This window comes from Roseateles sp. 22389 (assembly GCF_052044995.1).
Classification (GTDB): Bacteria; Pseudomonadota; Gammaproteobacteria; order Burkholderiales; family Burkholderiaceae_C; genus Roseateles.
Genome location: NZ_JBQEOF010000001.1, coordinates 190,778 through 212,096, shown reverse-complemented (window position 1 = coordinate 212,096; position 21,319 = coordinate 190,778). Strand labels below are relative to the sequence as shown.

Below are 21,319 nucleotides of genomic sequence, written 5' to 3'. Positions count from 1 at the left end.
CGGGGCAGTCGGCCGATGCCGGTCAGGTCACCTTGAACCGGGCCACCGACTGCTTCAGCGCCTCGGCCGACCGCGACAGCTCATGCACCATCTGGGCGGTCGAACGCGTACCGTCGGAGGTCTGCTCGGTCACCGCGAAGATGTGCTGGATGTTGGCGCCGACCTCGTTGGCGGCGCGCGCTTCGTTCTGCGCCACCGTCGAGATCTGGCCGATCAGCTCGTCCAGGCGACGCGACACCGAGTCGATGTCTTCCAGCGCGCGTCCGGCCGCGTCGGACAGCTTCGTGCCCTCGACCACCCCCAGCGTGGAGCGCTCCATGGCGGCCACGGCGTCGTGGGTGTCGGTCTGAATGGTCTTGACCAGCGCCGCGATCCGGCGCGTCGCGTCGGCGGAGCGTTCCGCCAGCCGCTGCACTTCTTCCGCCACCACCGAGAAGCCGCGACCGGCTTCACCGGCGGACGCCGCCTGGATGGCCGCGTTCAGCGCCAGCACGTTGGTCTGCTCGGTAATGTCGGAGATCAGCTCGGTGATCTCGCCGATTTCCTGCGAGGACTCGCCCAGCCGCTTGATGCGCTTGGACGTTTCCTGGATGTGGTCGCGGATCTGGTTCATACCGCCGATGTTGTTCTGCATCGCCTGCAGACCCTGTTCGGCGGCTTCCCGGGACTGGCGGGCCACGTCGGCGGTCTGTTGCGCCTGCGCGGACACGTCGTTGATCCGGTGCGCCATCTGCAGCACGGCCTCGCCGGTGGCGCGGATCTCGTGCAGCTGTTCGGTCGAGGCGGCCAGCAGCTCGGTCGAGGTCTGGTCGACCTGCGCGGTCGTGTCCGTCACCCGGACCGCCGTCGTCTGCACCTGGTGCACCAGCGAGCGCAGTTCTTCCACGGTGTAGTTCACCGAGTCGGCGATCGCGCCGGTGATGTCTTCCGTCACCGTCGCCTGGTGCGTCAGGTCGCCTTCCGCGACCGTCTGCAGTTCGTTCATCAGACGCAGAATCGCGGCCTGGTTGGCGTCGTTGACGCGCTTGGCTTCCTGCTCCTGCGCCTCGGCCTCGCGGCGCTGTTCTTCCGCCATCTGCGCGCGGCGCGCCTGGTCGGACACGTACAGCCGCAGGAAACCGACCGCGCCGATCACCAGCATCGCCAGCGAGGCCGCCATGGCCAGCAGCAGCAGCGGGTTCATGCCGCCGGCGGACTCCAGGCCCTGGCCCAGGTCGTCCAGGTCTTTGCGCAGCACTTCCGAGTCGTTGAGGATGGCCGTCTGCGCTTCCCGCGCGGACACCAGGCCCTGCAGGTTGGACAGGATGGCCGTCGCCTGCGAGCGGGTCTGGTCGTACTGGCTCAGCAGCACCTTCAGGCGCTCGCGCACCTGCGGGTCCTTGGCACCGTTCAGGCGCAGCTCGGGATTGCCGTTGAGCAGCGCCTGGGCGATCTCGCGGAACGCGTTCAGGTCCTTGCCCAGCAGGAACACGGCCTCGGGGCTCACGCCTTCCTGCGTCAGGAATTCGTTGGCGGACTTGCCGATCCGCTGCGTCAGCATCACCAGCTGGCCGACCGCGGCGACTTCGCCGGTCGGGGCCGAGCTCTGCAGCGACAGCGAAGCCACCGCCTCGGCGCTTTCCAGCAGGTCCGACGACTGGCGGTTGATCGCGCGCAGCGCGGCGCCCACCTGCGTCAGCACCTTTTCCTGGGCCAGCATCACCTTGGTGTTCTTGTCGGCGCGCGCCACCATCGGGCTGATCTTCTCGAGCAGCGCATCGACCGAGCCCGGGGCCTTGGCCAGTTCGCCGCTGCCGTCGCGCAGCGAGGTGGTCACGCTGGTCAGGATGTCGGCCGCTTCCTTCATTTCCGGGAAGGCGTTCTTGTTGCCCAGCAGCGCGGTCGAGACCGCCTTGGCCAGACGCTGCGACTGCGTCGCGGCCTGACCGGCGCCGCGCACCTGCGCCGCCGAGCGGTTGCCGTTGATCAGCGCCATCGAGACGGTGCCGGCGGTGAAGAGCACGCCCGCGGCCGTCAGCGCCGTCAGCAGGCCGGTGCGGCGCTGCTCGGGCTGCTTCAGGACCTCCGGCATCGGGGTCGGGCTTTCCGGGGCGGACGCCGAGGGCTGGTAGCCCGCGGACGTGTCCTGGAACTCCGGCGTGGGCTGCGCCGCGGTGATGATCGAAGGCTGGAAGTCCGTCGTGTCCTCCGGCGCCGACGAGCCCGACGCGTCGGTCCGCGGACCGTCGTCGAAGTCGTCGTTGCCCTCGTTCTTGCCCTTGTTCTTGATCTTGTCCAGGAAGCTCATCTCACCCTCGTTTGATCTCGTTCGTCGAATCGGCGCCTGTGACGGGACCGTCGTCTGGCTATCAGTTCAAAACAATGCGCAGGAATTGCGGATGCTGCGTCAGCGCATCCAGGTCCAGCACTTGCCAGCGCCGGCCCTGCCCGTCGCGCATGCGGGCAGGAGCGAAATCGGGATGGCCGGCCGCATCGGGCTCGGCCTGCAGTTGTTCGTCGCCGCGCAGCCCCAGCAGCTGGTCCACCAGCAGCGCGCAGTTGATGCCCAGGTCGGGATTGATCGACACCAGCCGGTGGGCCGACGTCATCGGGATCGGACCGCGCAGGCCCAGGAAGGCCGACAGGTCCACCACCGTGTGCAACCCGCCGCGCAAGTTGGCCACACCCAGCATCCAAGGCTGCGTGTACGGCACCGCCTGAAGTGGGACTGGCGTGAAAATTTCGCCGGATTGCTTGAGCGGAAGCAGCAGGCCCAGGCCCGCGCACTCGACCGCCAGCCAGTTCGCGGCCTGGGGCGCCTCGCGCGCCGCCTGCATGCGCTGCGCCAGCCGTTGTTGAAGTTCGCGCAGCGCTTGCTTGTTGGCCATGGTGTCAGCCCAGCGCCTTGATCTTGGCCAGCAGCTCGTCCGCCTTGACCGGCTTGACGACGTAGTCACGCGCGCCCTGGCGCATGCCCCAGACCTTGTCGGTCTCCTGGTTCTTGCTGGTGCACATGATCACCGGCACGTCGGCGTAGCGCTCGTCGCGGGTGATGGCGCGGGTCAGCTGGAAGCCGTTCTGGCCGGGCATCACCACGTCCATGAGGATCAGGTCGGGCTTTTCCTCGGCCAGGCGCTTCATCGCCTCCTCGCCGTTCTCGGCGGTGCGGACGGTGAAGCCGCGCTTGGTCAGCAGGTCGCTCAGCGCGTGCAGTTCGGTCTTCGAATCGTCGACCAGCAGGATCTTGTGGATGGGCATGGAATCTCCCTCTCTCTCGGCTCGCGTCGATTCGCGTCGGGCAGTGCGTCGGTCGAGCCTGGGGTGAGCGTCGTTGGATGTCGGTGGAATGGGTCGTGGAATGCGGGGCGCCGTCCGGCCGGTCAGCCCGCCCGGCAGTGCTGTTGCACCGCCTGCAGCAGCTGGTCCTTCGTGAAGGGCTTCGTCAGGTAGTCCTGCGAGCCCACCATGCGGCCTCGCGCCTTGTCGAACAGGCCGTCCTTGGACGACAGCATGATCACCGGCACCGACGCGAACTGCGGATTGCGCTTGATGATGGCGCAGGTCTGGTAGCCATCCAGGCGCGGCATCAGGATGTCGCAGAACACGAGGTCGGGCTGGTAATCGCTCAGCTTGGCCAGCGCATCGAAGCCGTCCTCGGCCAGCACGACTTCGTGCCCGCCCTGTTTCAGGAAGATCTCGGCGCTGCGGCGGATCGTGTTGCTGTCGTCGATGACCAGCACCTTGGTCGCCGTGCGGGGGCTTGCGCTGGAATCCAAGCTCTTCTCCGTATTGTTCAGACGATGGTTGTCAGGGAAATTTCAGGCGCGCGACAGGCGCGACCGGATGGCTTCATCGAAGGGCGATGCGCGGGTCAGATCTGGACCATTTCGAAGTCCTCCTTGCGGGCACCGCATTCGGGACAGGTCCAGTTCATGTCGACATCCTCCCAGCGCGTGCCGGCGGCGATGCCGTGTTCGGGATCGCCCGCGGCCTCGTCATAGATCCAGCCGCAGATCAGGCACATCCAGGTCCTTGCTTCGCTCACGATGGGTTGACTTTGCATCACTACAATGATCGAAAGATTGTAGCCACGCCCCCGGGCTGACCCGGGGGGCGGAAGTACCGATGAAACAACAGTCGATAGCGGTCCTTCTTCACGTTATGCGCATCAGTTCACGGCTTCGCGCCAACCATCCATGAGCCGCCCAGACCCGCACCAACCAGACCCCCAGGACGCCGCCGCGATCGATGACCAGGACTCGCCGCCGCCGGCCTGCGTGATGAGCTTCAATGCGTCGGACCCCAGCGGCGCGGGCGGCAGCGCCGGCGACGTGGCGACGATCGCCGCCATGGGCGCGCATGCGCTGCCGGTGGTGACCGCCATCGTGATGCGCGACACGGCCGAGGTCTTCGACCACCAGACGCTGGACGGCGACTGCATCGTCGAGCAGGCCCGCTCGATCCTCGAGGACGTGCCCGTCGCCGCCTGGAAGGTCGGCTTCCTGGGCAGCGCCGAGGGCGTCTCCTCGGTCGCCGAGGTCCTCTCCGACTACCCCGACGTGCCGCTGGTGGCCTATCTGCCGAGCATCTCCTGGCTGGACGAGGAACAGCAGCAGAGCTACCTGGACGCGTTCCGCGAGCTGGTGCTGCCGCAGACGCTGGTGCTGGTGGGTAACCAGAAGACGCTGATCGACTGCCTGTTGCCGGACTGGGACGCGGACCGCCCCGCCTCACCGCGCGAGCTGGCGGTGGCGGCGCAGCAGCACGGCGCCGCGCACGTGCTGGTGACCGGCATCCAGCTGCCCAACCAGTACATCGACAACGTCCTGGCGAATTCCCAGGGCGCGATCACCGGCGAGAAGTTCGAGCGTTTCGAGGCCAGCTTCGTCGGCGCCGGGGACACGCTGTCGGCCGCGTTGGCCGCCCTGCTGTCGGTCGGCTCGGAGCCGCACGACGCGGTGGGCGAGGCGCTCGCCTTCCTCGACCAGTCGCTGGAGGCGGGCTTCCGCCCCGGCATGGGCAACGTGGTGCCCGACCGCTTCTTCTGGGCGCTGCCGCCCGGCGAGGAGGGCGAGGAAGGCGCCGAGACCGTGCCCGCCACCGACGAGATGACGATCGACGAGCCGCCCAGCCGCGGCCCCCGCCGGATCCATTGAGTCCCCGAGGGCGCCCGCGCGGCGCCCTCCGTCTTTTCCTGCATTGATGCGCCTCAGCAGTACCGGAATTCCGATATGAGCCAGAACGAGACCCTGTTCGCCCGCGCCCAGCGCGTCATTCCCGGCGGGGTGAACTCGCCGGTGCGCGCCTTCCGCGCGGTCGGCGGCACGCCGCGCTTCATCACTCGCGGCGAAGGCGCCCACATCGTGGACGCCGATGGCAGGCGTTACATCGACTACATCGGCTCCTGGGGTCCGATGATCCTGGGCCATGGCCATCCGGCGGTCGTCGAGGCGGTCCAGAAGGCCGTGCTGGAGGGCTTCTCCTTCGGCGCGCCGACCGAGCGCGAGGTCGAGCTGGCCGAGGAGATCCTGGCCCTGGTGCCCAGCTGCGAGCAGATCCGGCTGGTGAGCTCGGGCACCGAGGCGACGATGAGCGCCATCCGGCTGGCGCGCGGCGCGACGCAGCGCAGCAAGTTCATCAAGTTCGAGGGTTGCTACCACGGCCACACCGACGCGCTGCTGGTGAAGGCGGGCTCCGGCCTGGCGACCTTCGGCCATCCGACCTCGGCCGGCGTGCCCGAGGCCACGGCGCAGCACACCATCGTGCTGGAATACAACAACGTCGCGCAACTCGAGGAAGCGTTCGCGCTGCACGGCGCGGAGCTGGCCTGCGTGATCGTCGAGCCCATCGCCGGCAACATGAATTTCGTGCGCGCCAGCGTGCCCTTCATGACCCGGATGCGCGAGCTGTGCCGCCAGCACGGCGCCCTGCTGGTGCTGGACGAGGTGATGACCGGCTTCCGCGTCGGGCTGCGCAGCGCGCAGGGCGTCTATGCCGACCTGATCCCCGGCTTCGTGCCCGACATCAGCGTGTTCGGCAAGGTGATCGGCGGCGGCATGCCGCTGGCGGCCTTCGGCGCGAGCCGCGAGATCATGCGCCACCTGGCCCCGCTGGGCGGCGTGTACCAGGCGGGCACGCTGTCGGGCAACCCGGTGGCCACGGCCTGCGGCCTGGCGACGCTGCGCGAGATCAAGAAGCCCGGTTTCTTCGAAGCCCTGTCGACGCGCACGCGCCGGCTGGTGGACGGCCTGAAGGCGGTGGCGACCGAAAACGGCGTGCCCTTCAGCGCCGACAGCGAGGGCGGCATGTTCGGCTTCTTCCTGCTCGGGGAGCTGCCGCAGAACTACACGACCGTGATGACGACGGACAAGGAGCGCTTCAACCGCTTCTTCCACGCGATGCTGGACGCCGGCGTGTATCTGGCGCCGGCGCTGTACGAAGCCGGTTTCGTGTCCGCCGCGCACACCGACGCGGACATCGATGCGACGCTGGAGGCCGCCCGCCGCGCGCTGCGTTGAGGGGCGGCGATGCCCCGGTGAGGCCGGCGTGGCAATTCCCGGGCCTGGTTTGTCGCAATCTTTTCAATCTGCGACAGGCATTACGCTTGCTTACCGGTTGGTACAGCAGCTGAGAGACAGACATGCATATCCACATCCTGGGCATCTGCGGCACCTTCATGGGTGGCCTGGCGGCGCTCGCGCGCGAGGCGGGCCACACGGTGACCGGCTGCGACGCCAATGTCTATCCGCCGATGTCGACGCAGCTGGAAGCTCTGGGCATCGAGCTGATCCAGGGCTTCGGCGCGGAGCAACTGGCGCTCAAGCCGGACCTGTTCGTCATCGGCAACGTGGTGACGCGCTCCTCCGAGGGGCGCTTCCCGCTGATGGAGGCCATCCTCGATGCCGGGCTGCCTTACACCAGCGGCCCGCAGTGGCTGGCTGAGCATGTGCTGCAAGGCAAGCACGTGATGGCGGTGGCCGGGACGCACGGCAAGACCTCGACGACCTCGATGCTGACCTGGATCCTGGAATCCGCGGGCCTGGCGCCCGGCTTCCTGATCGGCGGCGTGCCGCAGAACTTTGGCGTGTCGGCGCGGCTGGGCGGCGGGAAATACTTCGTCATCGAGGCCGACGAATACGACACCGCCTTCTTCGACAAGCGCAGCAAGTTCGTCCACTACCGGCCGCGCACGGCGATCCTGAACAACCTCGAGCACGACCACGCGGACATCTTCCCGGACCTGGCCGCCATCGAGACCCAGTTCCACCACCTGGTGCGCACGGTGCCGCCGTCGGGCCGGCTGGTGGTGAACGCGCGCGAGGACGCGCTGCAGCGGGTGCTGTCGCGCGGCTGCTGGAGCGAGGTCCAGCGTTTCGGCGCGCGCAAGGAGGAACCCGGCGCGCTGCGCGCCCGCGGTGAACCGCAGTCCTTCGACGTGCTGCGCGGCAGCCTGAAGGTGGGCCACGTCACCTGGGAGCTGCTGGGCGAGCACAACCAGCTCAACGCGCTGGCGGCGATCGCCGCGGCGGAGCATGTCGGCGTCGATCCCGAGCGGGCCGCCGAGGCGCTGGGCGGTTTCAGGAACGTGCGGCGCCGGCTGGAGCTGCGCGGCGAAGCCGGTGGGGTGAAGGTCTACGACGACTTCGCGCACCATCCGACGGCGATCCACACCACCATCGACGGCCTGCGCCGGCGCATCGCACCGCAGGAACGCATCCTGGCGGTCTTCGAGCCGCGCTCCAACACGATGAAGCTGGGCACGATGAAGGCGCAGCTGCCCTGGGCACTGGAGGAAGCCGACCTGAGCTTCTGCAACCAGGACGGCCTGAGCTGGGACGCGCGCGAGGCGCTGGCGCCGCTGGGCGAGCAGGGCCTGGTGGGCGCGGACGTCGAGGAACTGGTGGCGATGGTCCGGCGCGCGGCGCGGCCCGGCGACCATGTGCTGTGCATGAGCAACGGCGGCTTCGGGGGTATCCACGAAAAGCTGCTGGACGCGCTGAAGTAAACCGGCGATCCTGCGCCGCGCGCGGCGACGCGCGCCCTGGCGAGCGATCGACAACGGTTCGATCCGCCGCCGATCCTGGGGTCCGGAACGGCCCCCGATCGACTGATAGTCCCGATTGACCTCATTCACGCGAGGAGCGACGACACGATGAGTGGTCCTGGCAAGCTGGTGCCCGCGCTGCAGAACCGATCCTTCCTGTGCCTGCTGGCGCTGGTGACGGTGGCGTTCGGCTGGATCCTGTGGCCGATGCTGAGCGCGCTGCTGTGGGGGGTGGCGCTGGCCATCGTGTTCCAGCCGCTCTATCGCAAGTTGCTGCGCAAGACGCGCCGGCCGGGGCTGTCCTCGGGGCTGACCATCCTGGTGATCCTGCTGCTGGTGGTGCTGCCGCTGACCTACGTGATGGGCGCGCTGGTGCGCGAGGCGGCGGTGGTCTTCGAGATGGTCAAGTCGGGCCAGTTCAACTTCAACACCTACGTGGCGCAGGTCTACGCGGCGTTGCCGTCGTGGCTGCTGGACGTGCTGGAGCGGCTGGGGCTCCACGACCTGGCCAACCTGCAGGAGAAGCTGGGCAGCGCGCTGAACCAGGGCAGCCAGTTCATGGCGACCAAGGCGCTGGGTTTCGGCCAGGACACCTTCGACTTCCTGGTGAGCTTCTTCGTGATGCTCTACCTGCTCTATTTCCTGCTGCGCGACGGCGAGCAGCTATCGGCGCGCATCCGCGACGCGCTGCCGCTGCAGGACTCCTACAAGCGCCAGCTGGGCGAGAAGTTCCGGACGGTGATCCGCGCGACGGTCAAGGGCAACATCGCGGTCGCGGCGCTGCAGGGCGCGCTGGGCGGTTTCGCGTTCTGGGCGCTGGGCATCCACGCGCCGGTGCTGTGGGCGGTGCTGATGGCCTTCCTGTCGCTGCTGCCGGCGGTGGGGGCGGCGCTGGTGTGGGCGCCGGTGGCGATTTATTTGCTGGCGACCGGCCACATCGCGTCGGGGGTCGGCCTGCTGCTGTTCGGCACCATCGTGATCGGCCTGGTGGACAACCTGCTGCGGCCGCTGCTGGTGGGCAAGGACACGAAGATGCCGGACTACGTCGTGCTGCTGTCGACGCTGGGCGGCATGGCGGTGTTCGGCATCAACGGCTTCGTCATCGGCCCGCTGATCGCGGCGATGTTCATCGCGGTCTGGGACATCGTCGCGGCGGAGCGGCGGTATCCGGTCGGTGATCAGCACTGAGCACGGGGCGCCCCGCACACGCATCAGCGCGGCGAGCCCAGACAAGTCTGGCCTGCGCCCACGAGCGCTGCAGCGCATCGCCATGAAAAAGGCCGGCTTTCGCCGGCCTTCGCGCTGATGGACAGGCGCAGTCGATGGACCGCGCCGGCGCTCAGGTGCGCACCATCGTCGCCTTCAGCACCGTGCTGAGGAAGTCCAGGCTCTCGGCCAGGTGGGCGCGGGTCTCGAGCGAGCCCTTGCCCTGCGCCGCGCGCAGCTCGCTCTGCAGCTGCACCGCGTGCAGGCGCAGCACCGCGTAGGCATCGGCGAACTGGCCCGAGGCCGCGCCGCTCTTCGTCAGGTTGGCCTGGATGCGGCGCAGGTACTCGCGCTGCAGGTTGCGGCGCAGCGGGTCGATGTCGCCGCCGGTCTTGAGCTCGCTCCAGATCGAGGACTGCAACGTGCCGTAGACCTCGCCGATCGAGATCAGCCCCTTGCGCTGCGACACCGGCACGTAGGCCGGCAGCTCCATCAGGCGGATCGCCGTCTGCGCCTGCAGCAGGCGGTCCAGCGAACCCAGCTGCACCCGCGCCACCGCCGCCGGGATGTTGACGAAGCCCGCCCGGTTGAACTCGACGTAGTCGGTCGTGATCGAGGTCAGGAACTCCGGCTTGAAGCGGAAGCTGTCGGCGCTGAAGATGCCCTGCGCCAGGAAGCGCAGCGCCTCGCGCTGCTTGGCCGGATCGACCGGACGCATCGCCGCGACCGAAGCCCCCGGCACGTCGCGGTGCGTGTACATGCCGCCGACGTACTTGCCCACCAGGTCGGACGCGCGCGCCAGCTGGCTGAAGCCGTTGGCCAGCTGACGGCGCTGGCGCAGCGGATCATCGGTCGCCTCGGGCGCGCGGTTCTGCACCCGGGCCCACAGCTCCTGGGTCAGCTTCAGCCGCTTGCGGAAGTAGGCCATCGGATCGTCGCCGAGATCGAAGCGGTTGATCGTCGGATCCATGCCGTCGAACGGGCCGAAGCCGCCGGCATCGGTGTCGTCCGCGTAGGCGTGGCCAGGCTGCGTGTTCTGCGAGGCGATGCGCTTGAGCTCGCTCTCCTCCTGCTCCTTGGGCACCTGCTTGTAGGCGTACTCGATCGCCCAGTAGTCGTAGGCGCCCAGCGTCGTGTTGTTGTACGTGGTGGGCGCCTCGCCCTGCAGCGGGATGTTGTAGGCGTTGTAGTCCATGACCGAGGCCGACAGCCCGTGCGCATCGGTCCAGGCCTTGTCCTTGAGCTGCGCCTGCGTCACCTGCGTCGAGGCCTTGAAGTTGTGCTTCAGGCCGAGCGTATGCCCCACCTCATGCATGATCACGTCCTTGATCCGCGCCTGGATGAAGGCGTCGGCCTCGGGGCTGTCGGGCGCGATGTCGCCGCGCGCTTCCAGCACGTCCAGCGCGAAGTCCATCTCGGCCGCGGCGTCGTGCGCGTAGGTGCAGTAGGTCGCGTTGCGGCCCTCGCGCCAGCCGTGGTTCAGCGCGGCCAGCGCCTGGGCTTCCTCGGCCAGCGTCGACACCGGGGCACCGGCCAGGCCGCGCGGCGCGTCCTCGCTGATGAAGGCCCGGCCGCCGCGGGCGAAGACGTCGCTCATGCCGATGTCGGCGTCCAGGATCTCGCCGGTGCGCGGATCGACATGGCTCGGCCCGATGGCGAAGCCCACGTCCGAGCCGACGAACCAGCGGATCGACGCATGCGAGGCGTCCATGTTGTCCCAGTCCGCGTCATCGGGCTGCTGCTTGGCCACGACCGCGTCCTTGAAGCCGATCTTCTCGAAGGCCTTGTTCCATTCCAGGATGCCGGCCTCGACCGCCGCGCGGTACTTCGGCGGGATGTTCTTGTCCATCCAGTAGGTGATCGGCTCCACCGGCTCGGACAGCGCGGCCGCCGGGTCCTTCTTCTCCAGGCGCCAGCGGTTGATGTAGTGCACGCGCGGGTTGGCCTTGAGGTCGTCGCTCAGGTCGGTGAAGGTCTCGGTGAAGTGACCCAGCCGGCCGTCGGCGCGACGCGGCGACATCTTCTCCTCCGGCAGCGCGCGGAAGTTGTAGACGAAGCCCATGAACATCGAGCGCGGATCCGGCGTCGCCTGCGGCGGCGTCGGCACCGGCACCGGCGGGGCCACCAGCGGCGGCGCCGGGATGCGTGGCGTGAAGTAGTGGACCTTGGCGTTCAGCGTCGTCAGCTTCTCGTCGGCGCGGGTCAGCTCGAAGTAGGAGTTGCCGCGATCGACGTTGTAGGGCAGCCGGTAGGCCATCTCCAGCCGGGTGGACATGCCGGGGATGTCGCTCAGCAACAGGCCGGCGTCGACCAGGAAGGCCTTGCGCTCCGGATGATCCGCGCTGGCGACCGGCCCCGCGGCCAGCAGGCTGGGCGAGAACGCCTCCTCGCCGGCGCGCTTGCCGCCGCCTTCGGCGCGGAACTCGGTGTTCAGCGCCACCAGCTGGATCGTGTTCCCGATGCGGCGCCACTCGGCCATGATCTCCGGGCCCATCTGGCTGGCGTAGAAGCCGCGCTCGCCGATCGAGCTGGAGATGTTGATGGTGAACAGGAAGGGCTTGTTCAGCATCGCGCGCGGGATCTCGAGCCAGACCTTCTCGTCCTTGCGCAGGATCGGGAACAGGCCATCGTCGCGCTTGGCGTCGCGGCTGACCTCGGCGAAGGGCTTGGGCGCGGTGGGATCGGCGGCGGGACGCGGTGCCGTCATCGGCGAGGTGGCGCCGGGCTGGCCGGGCGCACCCGAGGCGGCGCCCGCCGGCGCGGACGCGGCCTGGGCGGCCGGCGCGGCGGAGGACGAGGAGGAGCCGGTCGTGCCGGTCGTGGCGCAAGCGGTCAGCAGCAGCGCCGCGGCCGCGATGGCCGTCAGCTGGATCGTGTCCCTGTGGATCATGGATCTGTGTGGTCGGGGGTCCGTCCGGGGTCGGCCGGCCGGGCCCTGTTGAGAGAAATTCGGGCGCTGCGGTCTTCTGGCCGCAGTCGCCCCGACGGAACGGGCAATGTGCCGGGGCCGGAGCCCCTGCGTCAATGCGCACTAACGAGCGCGCGGCCCTCGCCGGCCGCGACGGTGGCGATGATCGCCCAGCCATCCCCCCGTGCCGGAAGTGACCCGCCCACCCGACGGAGAGGGACACCCCTACACTGCCCGCCCATGACCCTCCCCTCCCCTCCGCCGGAGGCCCCCGCGCCGGCGCGCCGCACCCACCTGCTCTACCTGCACGGCTTCCGCTCGTCGCCGCGCTCGGCGAAGGCGCGCCGCATGGCCGAGTGGACCGCCGCCCATCGACCGGACCTGGTGTTCGCCTGCCCGCAACTGCCGCCCTCGCCGCGCGACGCGATGGCGCTGGTGGACGCGCTGGTCCGCGACTGGCCGCGCGACACGATGGCGGTGATGGGCAGCTCGCTGGGCGGCTTCTACGCGACCTGGGTGGCGCAACGCACCGGCGCCCGCACGGCGCTGCTGAACCCGGCGGTGGACCCGGCCCGCGATCTCGCCAACCACATCGGCGAGCAGACCTGCTGGCAGGACCCGGACGAGCATTTCTTCTTCCGCCGCGAGTTCGTCGATGAACTGCGCGAACTCGACGCCGGCGCGCTGGCGCATCCGGAGCGCCTGATGGCGGTGATCGCCAAGGGCGACGAGGTGCTCGACTGGCGCGAGATGCACGCGCGCTACCAGGGCTGCCGGATCAAGCTGCTGGAGGGCAGCGACCACGGCCTGGCCGACTTCGACGACCACCTCGACGAACTGGCCGAGTTCCTCGGCCTCTGAAGGGCCGCGCCGTCGGCCCACCGACTTCCGCCTACTTCCGCCTTCCGGTCGCCTTCAACAGCAGCACAGTCACGAGCCCCGTCAGCACGACGATCAGCCCGACCACGACCCAGAAGCCGTGCTTGTGCTCCAGCAGCGGCAACCCGCCGACGTTCATGCCGAACAGGCCGCTGATCAGGTTGATCGGCAAGGCCAGCACGGTGACCATCGTCAGCACGTACAGCGTCTGGTTGTTCTCCTGCGCGACCCGCGCCGAGGTCTCGTCCTGCACCGCGCGGATGCGCTCCTGCAGCGCCTGGATGTCGCGCAGCACCAGCGCGAATTCCTCGCTCGCCTGCTGCAGCTGCTGCTTGTCCTTCTCGGCGACCCAGTCCGGCGGGTTGGACAGCATCCGCAGCAGCGCGCTCGGCTCCGGCGCGAGCAGCCGCTGCAGCCGCACCATCAGCCGGCGCAGCGCCGCCACTTCGGATTCATGGCCCGCATGCCGGCCGGCGAGCAGCGCATCCTCGATGTCGTCGACCCGCTCGGTGGCCTGGCGCACGATGCGCTGCAGTTCGTCGGCCTGGTCGCGCAGCAGGTGGTCGAGCAGCGCCACGCTCGACCGCGGTCGGTCGCCGCGCTTGATCGCCATGCGCAGCCGGTCCACCGAGCGCAGCGGCGCGCGGCGCACGCTCAGCACCAGGTGCTCGCTGGCTTGCATCCACAGCGTCGACACATCGCCCACGTCGAAGGCGAAATCGAAGGTCACGTCGTTGAGCACCGCGAACAGGTGCTCGCCGACGCGCTCGATGCGCGACGAGCGCGAGCCCTGCTGCTGGGCCTCGTCGAAGCTCTCGGCCAGCGCCGCGTTGCGGCGCAGCCAGGGCAGCGCGCCCGCATGCGCGAGGTTCAGGTGCAGCCACAGGAAGCCGCCCTCGGGCTGCGCCAGCCGGGCCTGCGCCTGGGCCAGCGTGGGTAGCGCCTCGGTGGGGCGCTCGGGATGGATCCAGAAGCCGCAGATCAGCCCGTGTTCATCGCCGCCATACGGGGCCGCCAGTCCCAGCGGGGACGGCATCGTCTCATTCATCGCCATCGGTGGATGGTAGACGCGCGATCGCCTCGCCCATGCGGATCCGCTGGCCCGGCTGCAAGCTGGGCGACAGCTTCACGCCCAGCGGGAGGAACACGAGGATGGTCGAGCCCTGCTCGAACCAGCCCATCTCCTCGCCGCGGGCGTGATCGTGGCCGAGCTCGAAGCGGTGCGGGCCCGGATGGTCCGGCCGCAGCGTCAGGTCCAGCGCATGCAGGCGCAGGCTGGCCACGAGGATGGCCGCCACCGGCACCAGGGCGATCGGCGTGCCGTCCGGCAGCGTGCACTCGATGGCCGCACGCACGTTGCGGCAGAACAGCCGCTCGACGCGCTTGAGCGCGATCGGGTTGACGTTCCAGGTGTCGCCGGCGATGTGGGTGACGCGATGGATGCGCAGGTCGGCCGGCGCATGGAAGCGGTGGTACATCGCCGAGGTCAGCCGCAGCGTCAGGTAGGTGCCATTGAGGTAGGGTGCGGCCCGGGTGGCGTCGCCGAACAGCTCGGCGATGCGGTAGTCCATGCCCTTGGCCTGCAGCGCCATGCCGCGCTCGACCGGCCCGTGCGCGCCGACGATCGCGTCGCAAGGGCTGACGATCGAGCCCGGCGCCGGATCGATCAGCCGGCGCCCCGGCTCGAGCCGCCGCGTGAAGACCTCGCGCAGCGAGCGGTAGCCGCGCGCGGGCGCTTGCGCCTCGCTCAGGTCCAGGTCGGTGAACAGCCGCCACACCGCGACGCTCAGGCGCGTCAGCGCCGGCGACTCGATCCGGCTGTACCAGCCCATGAAGCGCGTCAGCGCCAGGCGCGGCACGCGGTTGGTCAGGAGGAAATTGAGGTCTTCCTGCTGGGTCAGACGGTCGATCCAGCGCGCCGATTTCATGGACATGTCAATTCCGTCGGATACATATCTCCGCAATTTGCCAATGCTGTGTGACAGCAGAACGAGGCTCCGGAGGTCCATGCCCATGTCCACGACGTTCTTCACCTTCGACCTGCTGCCGGTCGCCGCCGCCGCGGCCGGGCTCGTGGCCCTGTACTACGCGCCGACCGGCTGGCGCCGGCTGCAGCTCTCGCGGGCGAAGCACCCGTCGCTGGCGGGCCATTCGCGGATGGCCGTGCGGCTGGCGCGGCTGATGCCGACGCGGCGCTTCGACGACCAGCGCTTCTTCAACGCCGACGACGCGCCGGACGCCATCGTCGCGACGCGACGCGCCAGCTTCACGGCGCTGTCGCGCACGCTCAAGACCCGCCATGCGCGCAGCATCGCCGCGACGCAGGCGATGAAGCCGTCGCTGCCGGACCTCCAGTTCACCAGCAACTACCGCGTGCCGCCGCCGTTCAGCCCGCTGGTGCAGCGCGAGCTGCCGCTCGGGCCGGTGATGGTCTCGAGCGACGGCCACTGGCTCACCGACCTCGACGGCGAACGCTTCATCGACCTGGCCGGCAGCTACGGCGTCAACCTCTTCGGCTACGCGTTCTACCAGCGCTGCATCGCGGAAGGCGCGCGGCGGGTAGAGGCGCTCGGCCCGGTGCTGGGCGTCTACCACCCGCTGGTCGAGGACAACGTGCGGCGCATCCTCGCGCATGCGCGCATGGACCAGCTGTCCTTCCACATGTCGGGCACCGAGGCCGTGATGCAGGCGGTGCGGCTGGCCCGTTATCACACGGGGAAGACGCACCTGGTGCGCTTCTGCGGCGCGTACCACGGCTGGTGGGACGAAGCCCAGCCCGGCCCCGGCAATCCGCTGCCGGCCGAGCGCACCTACACGCTGCGCGACATGCACGCACGCAGCCTGCAGGTGCTGCGCACCCGGCGCGACATCGCCTGCGTGCTGGTGAATCCGCTGCAGGCGCTGCATCCGAACAAGCCGGCGCCGGGCGACGGCTCGCTGGTCGACAGCTCCCGCCGCGCGTCCTACGACAAGGCCGCCTACACCGCCTGGCTGCGCGAGCTGCGCGAGGTCTGCACCGAGCGCGGCATCGCGCTGATCTTCGACGAGGTGTTCATGGGCTTCCGCCTCGGCGCGGGCGGCGCGCAGAGCTACTTCGGTGTGCAGGCCGACCTGGTCACCTACGGCAAGACGCTGGGCGGCGGGCTGCCGGTGGGCGTGGTCTGCGGCCGCGCGGCGTGGATGAAGCGCTACCGCGACGAGCGCCCGGCCGACATCTGCTTCGCCCGCGGCACCTTCAACACGCATCCGCATGTGATGGGCGCGATGTCGGTGTTCCTGGACGCGCTCGAGGACCCCGAGCGCCTGCGCCAGATCGACGCGCAGGAGACGCAGCAGGACGCGCGGCGCGAGCGGCTCAACGCGGCGCTCGAGGCCGAGGGGCTGCCGCTGCGCGCGGCCAACATGTCCTCGGTCTGGACGCTCTATTACACCGAGCCCTCGCGCTACAACTGGATGCTGCAGTACTTCCTGCGCGAGCAGGGCCTGGCGCTGAGCTGGGTGGGCACGGGGCGGATGATCTTCAGCCTGGACTTCAGCGACGCGGACTTCGACGAGGTCCAGCGCCGCATCCTGGCCGCGGCCCGCGCGATGCGCGACGGCGGCTGGTGGAGCAGCCCGGCGCTGCCGAGCAACCGGGCGATCAAGCGGCGCCTGCTGATGGAGACGCTGGGGCTGCGCGGCTGAGCTTCGTCGGCGCGGGGGAGGCCCGCGCGCACCACGCTCAGCGGGACGCCGCCGCCGCGGGGGAACGCAGGGCCATGCCCGGTGGCGACGGATGACCGCGCTCGCGCGCTTCCCGGACGACCGCCTCGATCGCCTCGGCCACCACCTCGGGCTTGTCGCGCTGGATGTAATGCCCGGACCCCGCCACCGGCTGGATCTCCTTGCCGCCGACCAGCGGCAGCCAGTTCGGCTCCAGGCCATGCACCATGGACTCGAACCCGCTGGCCACTTCCATCGGCGAATACACCGTGCGCGTCAGCACCCGCACCGGCACGTCCGGCCGCGGCTTCTGCCACAGCGTGTCGATGCAGTCCTGCTGCTGCAGGAATTCGGCCTGCATCATCCCGCGGAACACCCGCCGGCTCATGCTGTCCAGCATGTTGGCCATCACCGGCACCTCCACCTGCATCTTGCGCAGGTGCAGCGGATGGGTCGCGTCGACCAGCACGATGCCGGCGACCTCGTCCGGATACAGCCGCGAGAACGCGTACTGGTAGAGCCCGCCGATCGAATGCCCCACCAGCACGTAGGGCGGCTTGATGCCGGCGCTCTGGAGCAGGCCATGCAGTTCGGTCGCGATGCCGCAGGGGTTGCGCGGCGTCGGCGGCGTGGCGGTGCTGTCGCCGTAGCCGGGGCGGTCGTAGGCGAAGACGCTGTAGTCGGCGCGCAGGGCGTTCAGCACCGCCGCCCAGGGATCGCGGCCATCGCCCAGTCCCGATTGCAGGACCACCGTGGGCTCGCCATGGCCGACATGGGTGAACACGATCGGTCCCCCGGTGACGCGCTGGTTGCCGGTGTTGGGCATCGGGCTGGCGCAGCCGGCCAGCACGGCGGCGACCGTGACGACCCACGCCAATGACTTCGGCGCCCGAAGGCGCCGTTCAACTGCGGACATGCGGAACACTCCATCTGGCCGGCGGCCGCCTGTCCCCGCGTCGATCGCGATCCCATCGCCCGGGATCGCGTCGCGCCATCCCGTCGGATCAGGCCGTCTGCTCGCCGTTGCCGGCATTGTGCCCATCGGCGCGCGGCCACAGTGCGGGATCGAGCCGCTCTCCGCGCAGCAATTGCAACGGGGCGCGGTGGTAGAGCTGGATGTCGTGGAAGGGGTCGGTGATGATCTTCGTCGCCCAGGCCAGACCGGTGCGCAGGTCGCGGATCACCGCCAGCTGCAGCACGCGGAACACCAGGCCACCCACGCCCAGCCAGAACCAGAGCAGGCCCAGCTGGTGCAGGTAGTCGCCGAAGCCGGTGGCCGGCTCGAACAGGCCGAACAGCCCCGGCTGCAGCCACAGCGCGACCGGCGACAGCGCCCACAGCCCCATCAGCACGACCTTGCGGCGCAGGTTGTAGCCGACCTTGATCTCTTCCTTGTGCTCGTGCGTCGCCTGGTTCACGTGGTCGTAGCCCTTGGGCTCGAAGAAGAAGTGACCGGCCTGCCGGCTGGTCATCGAGACGCCCCAGGCCAGCAGCGCCGACCAGGCCGGATCGACCAGCAGCAGCCCGTAGGCGACCACGAAGCAGCAGGCGCTGAGCAGATGCAGCGACTGGTTGATGCGGCAGTGGTGGTAGTAGCGGTGGTCGTCCCAGCGCTGTTCATTCAGAAGTGCCAGAAAGTCCTTCATGCGGGCCTCGTCCGTGAGATGACCATGAGATGAGCCGTGGAGCGTGCCGTCACTCGATGGCAGTGCCGTGATGGCACGATGGCGCGTCGATGACGGACGCGTGGCGACTGTGTCCATCGGGCGTGTCAGGCGCGTGACGATCGGCGCCGTCACAGAACTGTTGCGTTGGCCGCCCATCATCCGCGCCATGACGACCCCGCCGATCGAACTCGAAGTCGACGAGTTGCCCACGCGCCAGCGGCATTTCCGCGTCGCGGTGGTGACGGAGACCTATCCCCCCGAGGTCAACGGCGTGGCGCGCAGCATCGCGTGCGTCGTCGGCGGACTGCAGGCGCGCGATCACGCGGTGCAGCTGCTGCGGCCGCGTCAGGCGCCAGCCGGCGCGCCCGCGGCCGGCGAGCCGCCCGTCGACGAGATCCTGATGCGCGGCCTGGCGGTGCCGCGCTACCCGCACCTGCGCATGGGCGTGGTGTCCAAGCGCACCCTGGTCAACCTCTGGGCCAGCAAGCGGCCCGACGTCGTCCACATCGCCACCGAAGGCCCGATGGGCTGGTCCGCGCTGCAGGCCGCCCGCCATCTCAAACTGCCGGTGGTGTCGGAGTTCCGCACCAACTTCCATGCCTATGCCCAGCATTACGGCATCGGCTGGCTGCGGCGGCCGCTGCTGGCCTATCTCCGCAAGTTCCACAACCGCTGCCACGCGACGATGGTGCCGAACGCGGCGCTCGCGGGCGAGCTGATGGCCCAGGGATTCCGGCACGTGAGCGTCATCGCCCGCGGCGTCGACACCCAGCTCTTCCATCCCTCGCGCCGCAGCGAAGGGCTGCGGGAGCACTGGGGCGCAGCGCCCGGCGACCCCGTCCTCCTCCACGTGGGCCGGCTGGCTGCCGAGAAGAACCTCCAGCTCCTGGTCGACCTCTGGCCCACCATCCGCCAGCGCCATCCGCGCGCCCGGCTCGTGCTCGTCGGCGATGGGCCCGCGCGCGCCGACTTCGAGCACGCGCTGCCACCCTCCTCCAACGTCGTATTCGCCGGCATGCAGCATGGGGAACGGCTCGCCGCCTGCTACGCCAGCGGCGACCTCTTCGCCTTCCCCAGCATCACCGAAACCTACGGCAACGTCACGCCCGAAGCACTCGCCAGCGGCTTGCCAGTGATGGCCTACCAGTACGCCGCAGCTGCCCTGCTCGTGCGCGACGGCGTGAATGGCGGACTCGCGCCGTTCAATGAACCAGCGGCGTTTCAGGCTCGGACGCTGGCACTGCTCGAGGACCTGCCTCGCCTGCGTGCAATGCGCATCGCCGCGCGAGCGAGCGCGGAATCCCTCGACTGGGAAGGCATCGTGCAAGGGATCGAACAGGTCTACGCCTCCGCCATCGACGGCACCTCGGTCGCGCTGCGGGCGGGGTCCCAGCTGTCAGGGATCGAGGCACGGGCACATTGACGGCAGCGGACAAGCGCAGGTGAAGGAAGCCCGGGGCCGGCAGCGGCGCCCGCTTTGGGCACTCAACTCCCGCCGCTCACCTTCGGCTCGCTTTGGTCAGACAGAACGTGCCTGGTCAGTTTTGGAAGCGGGCGCCGCTGCCGGCCCCGGGCTCCCTTCACCTCACACCAGAGAGCGGTTCGAAGAGGTCGGCGCCACACCATCACGGACGCGACGGCGGATCATCAGGATCAGCACGCAGGCGAAGACGAAAGCGCCCAGCGCGCTCATCAACCAGATCAGCGGAACACCCATCGCCTGCAGCGCGGTGTAGCAACCCAGCATCAGCAGGATGCTCAGGTTCTCGTTGAAGCCCTGCACCGCAATCGAACGGCCAGCGCTCAGGATCTGCACGCCACGGTGCTGCAGCAAGGCGTTCATCGGGACCACCATCGCACCGCCCACCGCACCCACCAGCACCATCGCCGGCAGCGCCCAACCCAGCGACGTCACCCAGGGCGTGCCCAGCATCAAACCACCCAGCATCAGACCCAGCGGCATCACCCGCAGCGAGTGGTGCAACGCAATCCATCGGCCCGCCAGGCCCGCACCCACCACAACCCCAATCGCCACCGTGGCCTGCAGGTACGCCCCCTGGTTCAAACGCAGACCCAGCACGTCCTGCGCCCATTGCAGGACCGCCAGTTGCAAGGTCGCACCCGCACCCCAGAACAGCGTCGTCATCGACAGCGACAAGCGACCACCCAGTCGGTCGCGCCACAGGGCTCGGTTGGAGATCCGGAAATCACGCACGATGTCCAGCGCGCGACGAGGCGGCCGGGGATAGACGATGCCGCTCTCGGGCACGCGCAGCTGCAGGAGCGCCGCCAGCGCATAGACGCCCAGCAGCGCGTACAACGACGCGATCAGCGGACGCGTCACGCCCCATCCACCCATCGCCGCCATCCACCACGGACTGACCAGCAGACCGCCGACCAGCGTGCCCAGCAGCACCGAACACACCACCGACACCTCGATCCACCCGTTGGCCGCCACCAGGCGCGTCGGCGGAACGATCTCCGTGATGAGGCCGTACTTGGCCGGCGCATAGCAGGCCGCGGCCGTGCCGACGATGCCGAATGCCAGCAGCGGATCCAGGCCCAGCGCCATCGCGCCGACCCCCAGCGCCTTCAGCCCGTTCATCCAGCTCATCAGCGCCACCTTGGGCCAGGCATCGGCGATCAATCCCACCACTGGCGCCAGCCCGACGTAGGCGAGCGTGAAGCACAGCTTCAGCAGCGGCGCCCACCAGGCCGGCTGTCCCATCTCGCGCAGCAGCGCGATGCCGACGATGAGGAGCGCGTTGTCGGCGAGCGCGGAAAGGAACTGCGCGGCAATGAGGGTGTGGAATCGCGGGGGCATGTGGGGTGGCCAGTGCGCGGCGAGTATGCGAAGGCGCCGTGACCGACCGTTGACACGCGATTGACATCGCCGCGACAGCCCGCGGACAGCCCCCCGCGGCGCGTCCGCAT

At 69.3% G+C, this 21,319-nt stretch carries 18 protein-coding genes; 7 read left to right on the top strand and 11 right to left on the bottom strand.

Going from position 1 to position 21,319, the window contains the following annotated elements:
* Positions 1–22 precede the first annotated feature (22 nt).
* The 5 genes from ACTJKJ_RS00920 to ACTJKJ_RS00900 all read right to left on the bottom strand — a co-directional run bounded on the left by ACTJKJ_RS00920 (position 23) and on the right by ACTJKJ_RS00900 (position 4,042).
* Positions 23–2,287, bottom strand: coding sequence for a methyl-accepting chemotaxis protein (locus ACTJKJ_RS00920; protein ID WP_297384085.1), 2,265 nt, complete (start codon positions 2,285–2,287; stop codon positions 23–25).
* 61 nt (positions 2,288–2,348) lie between these two features.
* Positions 2,349–2,867 (bottom strand): chemotaxis protein CheW, encoded by a 519-nt coding sequence (locus ACTJKJ_RS00915; RefSeq protein ID WP_440819314.1) that lies wholly within the window; start codon positions 2,865–2,867, stop codon positions 2,349–2,351.
* A 4-nt stretch (positions 2,868–2,871) separates the two neighbouring features.
* A complete protein-coding gene (locus ACTJKJ_RS00910) occupies positions 2,872–3,237 on the bottom strand; it encodes a response regulator transcription factor (protein ID WP_088406380.1) in 366 nt (121 codons plus the stop codon).
* A gap of 122 nt (positions 3,238–3,359) precedes the next feature.
* Positions 3,360–3,755: a response regulator gene (locus tag ACTJKJ_RS00905; RefSeq protein ID WP_091726969.1), complete on the bottom strand. Its 396-nt coding sequence runs from the start codon at positions 3,753–3,755 to the stop codon at positions 3,360–3,362.
* Between the two features lie 95 nt (positions 3,756–3,850).
* On the bottom strand, positions 3,851–4,042 hold the full coding sequence (locus ACTJKJ_RS00900) for a rubredoxin (protein ID WP_084452486.1): 192 nt from the start codon (positions 4,040–4,042) through the stop codon (positions 3,851–3,853).
* A gap of 133 nt (positions 4,043–4,175) precedes the next feature.
* Between ACTJKJ_RS00900 and thiD the strand changes: the two genes are divergently transcribed.
* The 4 genes from thiD (at position 4,176) to ACTJKJ_RS00880 (ending at position 9,211) form a co-directional block, all read left to right on the top strand.
* Positions 4,176–5,135, top strand: coding sequence for a bifunctional hydroxymethylpyrimidine kinase/phosphomethylpyrimidine kinase (gene thiD, locus ACTJKJ_RS00895; RefSeq protein WP_404932646.1), 960 nt, complete (start codon positions 4,176–4,178; stop codon positions 5,133–5,135).
* A 75-nt stretch (positions 5,136–5,210) separates the two neighbouring features.
* Positions 5,211–6,497 (top strand): glutamate-1-semialdehyde 2,1-aminomutase, encoded by a 1,287-nt coding sequence (hemL, locus tag ACTJKJ_RS00890; protein ID WP_440819313.1) that lies wholly within the window; start codon positions 5,211–5,213, stop codon positions 6,495–6,497.
* Positions 6,498–6,619: 122 nt separating this feature from the next.
* The gene (mpl, locus tag ACTJKJ_RS00885; RefSeq protein ID WP_091726979.1) at positions 6,620–7,984 is read left to right on the top strand and encodes a UDP-N-acetylmuramate:L-alanyl-gamma-D-glutamyl-meso-diaminopimelate ligase; all 1,365 of its coding nucleotides are present in this window, start codon (positions 6,620–6,622) and stop codon (positions 7,982–7,984) included.
* Between the two features lie 147 nt (positions 7,985–8,131).
* Positions 8,132–9,211 (top strand): AI-2E family transporter, encoded by a 1,080-nt coding sequence (locus ACTJKJ_RS00880; RefSeq protein WP_183482450.1) that lies wholly within the window; start codon positions 8,132–8,134, stop codon positions 9,209–9,211.
* Positions 9,212–9,362: 151 nt separating this feature from the next.
* On the opposite strand, the gene ACTJKJ_RS00875 is transcribed toward ACTJKJ_RS00880, so the two are convergent.
* A complete protein-coding gene (locus ACTJKJ_RS00875) occupies positions 9,363–12,119 on the bottom strand; it encodes a zinc-dependent metalloprotease (RefSeq protein WP_297384098.1) in 2,757 nt (918 codons plus the stop codon).
* A gap of 258 nt (positions 12,120–12,377) precedes the next feature.
* Here ACTJKJ_RS00875 and ACTJKJ_RS00870 point away from each other — a divergent pair, with 258 nt between their 5' ends.
* Positions 12,378–12,998, top strand: coding sequence for a YqiA/YcfP family alpha/beta fold hydrolase (locus tag ACTJKJ_RS00870; RefSeq protein WP_297384100.1), 621 nt, complete (start codon positions 12,378–12,380; stop codon positions 12,996–12,998).
* A gap of 31 nt (positions 12,999–13,029) precedes the next feature.
* On the opposite strand, the gene ACTJKJ_RS00865 is transcribed toward ACTJKJ_RS00870, so the two are convergent.
* Positions 13,030–14,052, bottom strand: coding sequence for a transporter (locus ACTJKJ_RS00865; protein ID WP_297384102.1), 1,023 nt, complete (start codon positions 14,050–14,052; stop codon positions 13,030–13,032).
* A gap of 4 nt (positions 14,053–14,056) precedes the next feature.
* Complete coding sequence (asd, locus tag ACTJKJ_RS00860; protein ID WP_440819312.1) at positions 14,057–14,950, bottom strand: archaetidylserine decarboxylase; 894 nt, start codon at positions 14,948–14,950, stop codon at positions 14,057–14,059.
* A gap of 79 nt (positions 14,951–15,029) precedes the next feature.
* On the opposite strand from asd, the gene ACTJKJ_RS00855 reads away from it, so the two are divergent.
* Positions 15,030–16,700 carry an aminotransferase class III-fold pyridoxal phosphate-dependent enzyme gene (locus tag ACTJKJ_RS00855; protein ID WP_440819311.1) on the top strand — a complete coding sequence of 557 codons (1,671 nt, stop codon included), beginning with the start codon at positions 15,030–15,032 and terminating at the stop codon, positions 16,698–16,700.
* Positions 16,701–16,737: 37 nt separating this feature from the next.
* Here the strand turns inward: ACTJKJ_RS00855 and ACTJKJ_RS00850 are convergent, their stop codons facing one another.
* Entirely contained in the window at positions 16,738–17,634 is an 897-nt protein-coding gene (locus tag ACTJKJ_RS00850; RefSeq protein ID WP_147239835.1) for an alpha/beta fold hydrolase, read from the bottom strand.
* A gap of 88 nt (positions 17,635–17,722) precedes the next feature.
* Positions 17,723–18,364 carry a hypothetical protein gene (locus tag ACTJKJ_RS00845; RefSeq protein ID WP_091727019.1) on the bottom strand — a complete coding sequence of 214 codons (642 nt, stop codon included), beginning with the start codon at positions 18,362–18,364 and terminating at the stop codon, positions 17,723–17,725.
* Positions 18,365–18,497: 133 nt separating this feature from the next.
* Between ACTJKJ_RS00845 and ACTJKJ_RS00840 the strand changes: the two genes are divergently transcribed.
* Positions 18,498–19,808 carry a glycosyltransferase family 4 protein gene (locus ACTJKJ_RS00840; protein WP_440819310.1) on the top strand — a complete coding sequence of 437 codons (1,311 nt, stop codon included), beginning with the start codon at positions 18,498–18,500 and terminating at the stop codon, positions 19,806–19,808.
* Between the two features lie 162 nt (positions 19,809–19,970).
* Here ACTJKJ_RS00840 and lplT read toward each other — a convergent pair whose 3' ends face one another.
* Positions 19,971–21,209: a lysophospholipid transporter LplT gene (gene lplT / locus ACTJKJ_RS00835; RefSeq protein WP_440819309.1), complete on the bottom strand. Its 1,239-nt coding sequence runs from the start codon at positions 21,207–21,209 to the stop codon at positions 19,971–19,973.
* Positions 21,210–21,319: the final 110 nt, after the last annotated feature.

What these genes read in the sequence shown, in the direction of transcription:
- ACTJKJ_RS00920 (WP_297384085.1), bottom strand. Translation starts at nt 2,287, where the DNA reads ATGAGCTTCCTGGACAAGATCAAGAACAAGGGCAAGAACGAGGGCAAC.
- ACTJKJ_RS00915 (WP_440819314.1), bottom strand. Translation starts at nt 2,867, where the DNA reads ATGGCCAACAAGCAAGCGCTGCGCGAACTTCAACAACGGCTGGCGCAG.
- ACTJKJ_RS00910 (WP_088406380.1), bottom strand. Translation starts at nt 3,237, where the DNA reads ATGCCCATCCACAAGATCCTGCTGGTCGACGATTCGAAGACCGAACTG.
- ACTJKJ_RS00900 (WP_084452486.1), bottom strand. Translation starts at nt 4,042, where the DNA reads ATGCAAAGTCAACCCATCGTGAGCGAAGCAAGGACCTGGATGTGCCTG.
- thiD (WP_404932646.1), top strand. Translation starts at nt 4,176, where the DNA reads ATGAGCCGCCCAGACCCGCACCAACCAGACCCCCAGGACGCCGCCGCG.
- hemL (WP_440819313.1), top strand. Translation starts at nt 5,211, where the DNA reads ATGAGCCAGAACGAGACCCTGTTCGCCCGCGCCCAGCGCGTCATTCCC.
- mpl (WP_091726979.1), top strand. Translation starts at nt 6,620, where the DNA reads ATGCATATCCACATCCTGGGCATCTGCGGCACCTTCATGGGTGGCCTG.
- ACTJKJ_RS00880 (WP_183482450.1), top strand. Translation starts at nt 8,132, where the DNA reads ATGAGTGGTCCTGGCAAGCTGGTGCCCGCGCTGCAGAACCGATCCTTC.
- ACTJKJ_RS00875 (WP_297384098.1), bottom strand. Translation starts at nt 12,119, where the DNA reads ATGATCCACAGGGACACGATCCAGCTGACGGCCATCGCGGCCGCGGCG.
- ACTJKJ_RS00870 (WP_297384100.1), top strand. Translation starts at nt 12,378, where the DNA reads ATGACCCTCCCCTCCCCTCCGCCGGAGGCCCCCGCGCCGGCGCGCCGC.
- ACTJKJ_RS00865 (WP_297384102.1), bottom strand. Translation starts at nt 14,052, where the DNA reads ATGCCGTCCCCGCTGGGACTGGCGGCCCCGTATGGCGGCGATGAACAC.
- asd (WP_440819312.1), bottom strand. Translation starts at nt 14,950, where the DNA reads ATGTCCATGAAATCGGCGCGCTGGATCGACCGTCTGACCCAGCAGGAA.
- ACTJKJ_RS00855 (WP_440819311.1), top strand. Translation starts at nt 15,030, where the DNA reads ATGTCCACGACGTTCTTCACCTTCGACCTGCTGCCGGTCGCCGCCGCC.
- ACTJKJ_RS00850 (WP_147239835.1), bottom strand. Translation starts at nt 17,634, where the DNA reads ATGTCCGCAGTTGAACGGCGCCTTCGGGCGCCGAAGTCATTGGCGTGG.
- ACTJKJ_RS00845 (WP_091727019.1), bottom strand. Translation starts at nt 18,364, where the DNA reads ATGAAGGACTTTCTGGCACTTCTGAATGAACAGCGCTGGGACGACCAC.
- lplT (WP_440819309.1), bottom strand. Translation starts at nt 21,209, where the DNA reads ATGCCCCCGCGATTCCACACCCTCATTGCCGCGCAGTTCCTTTCCGCG.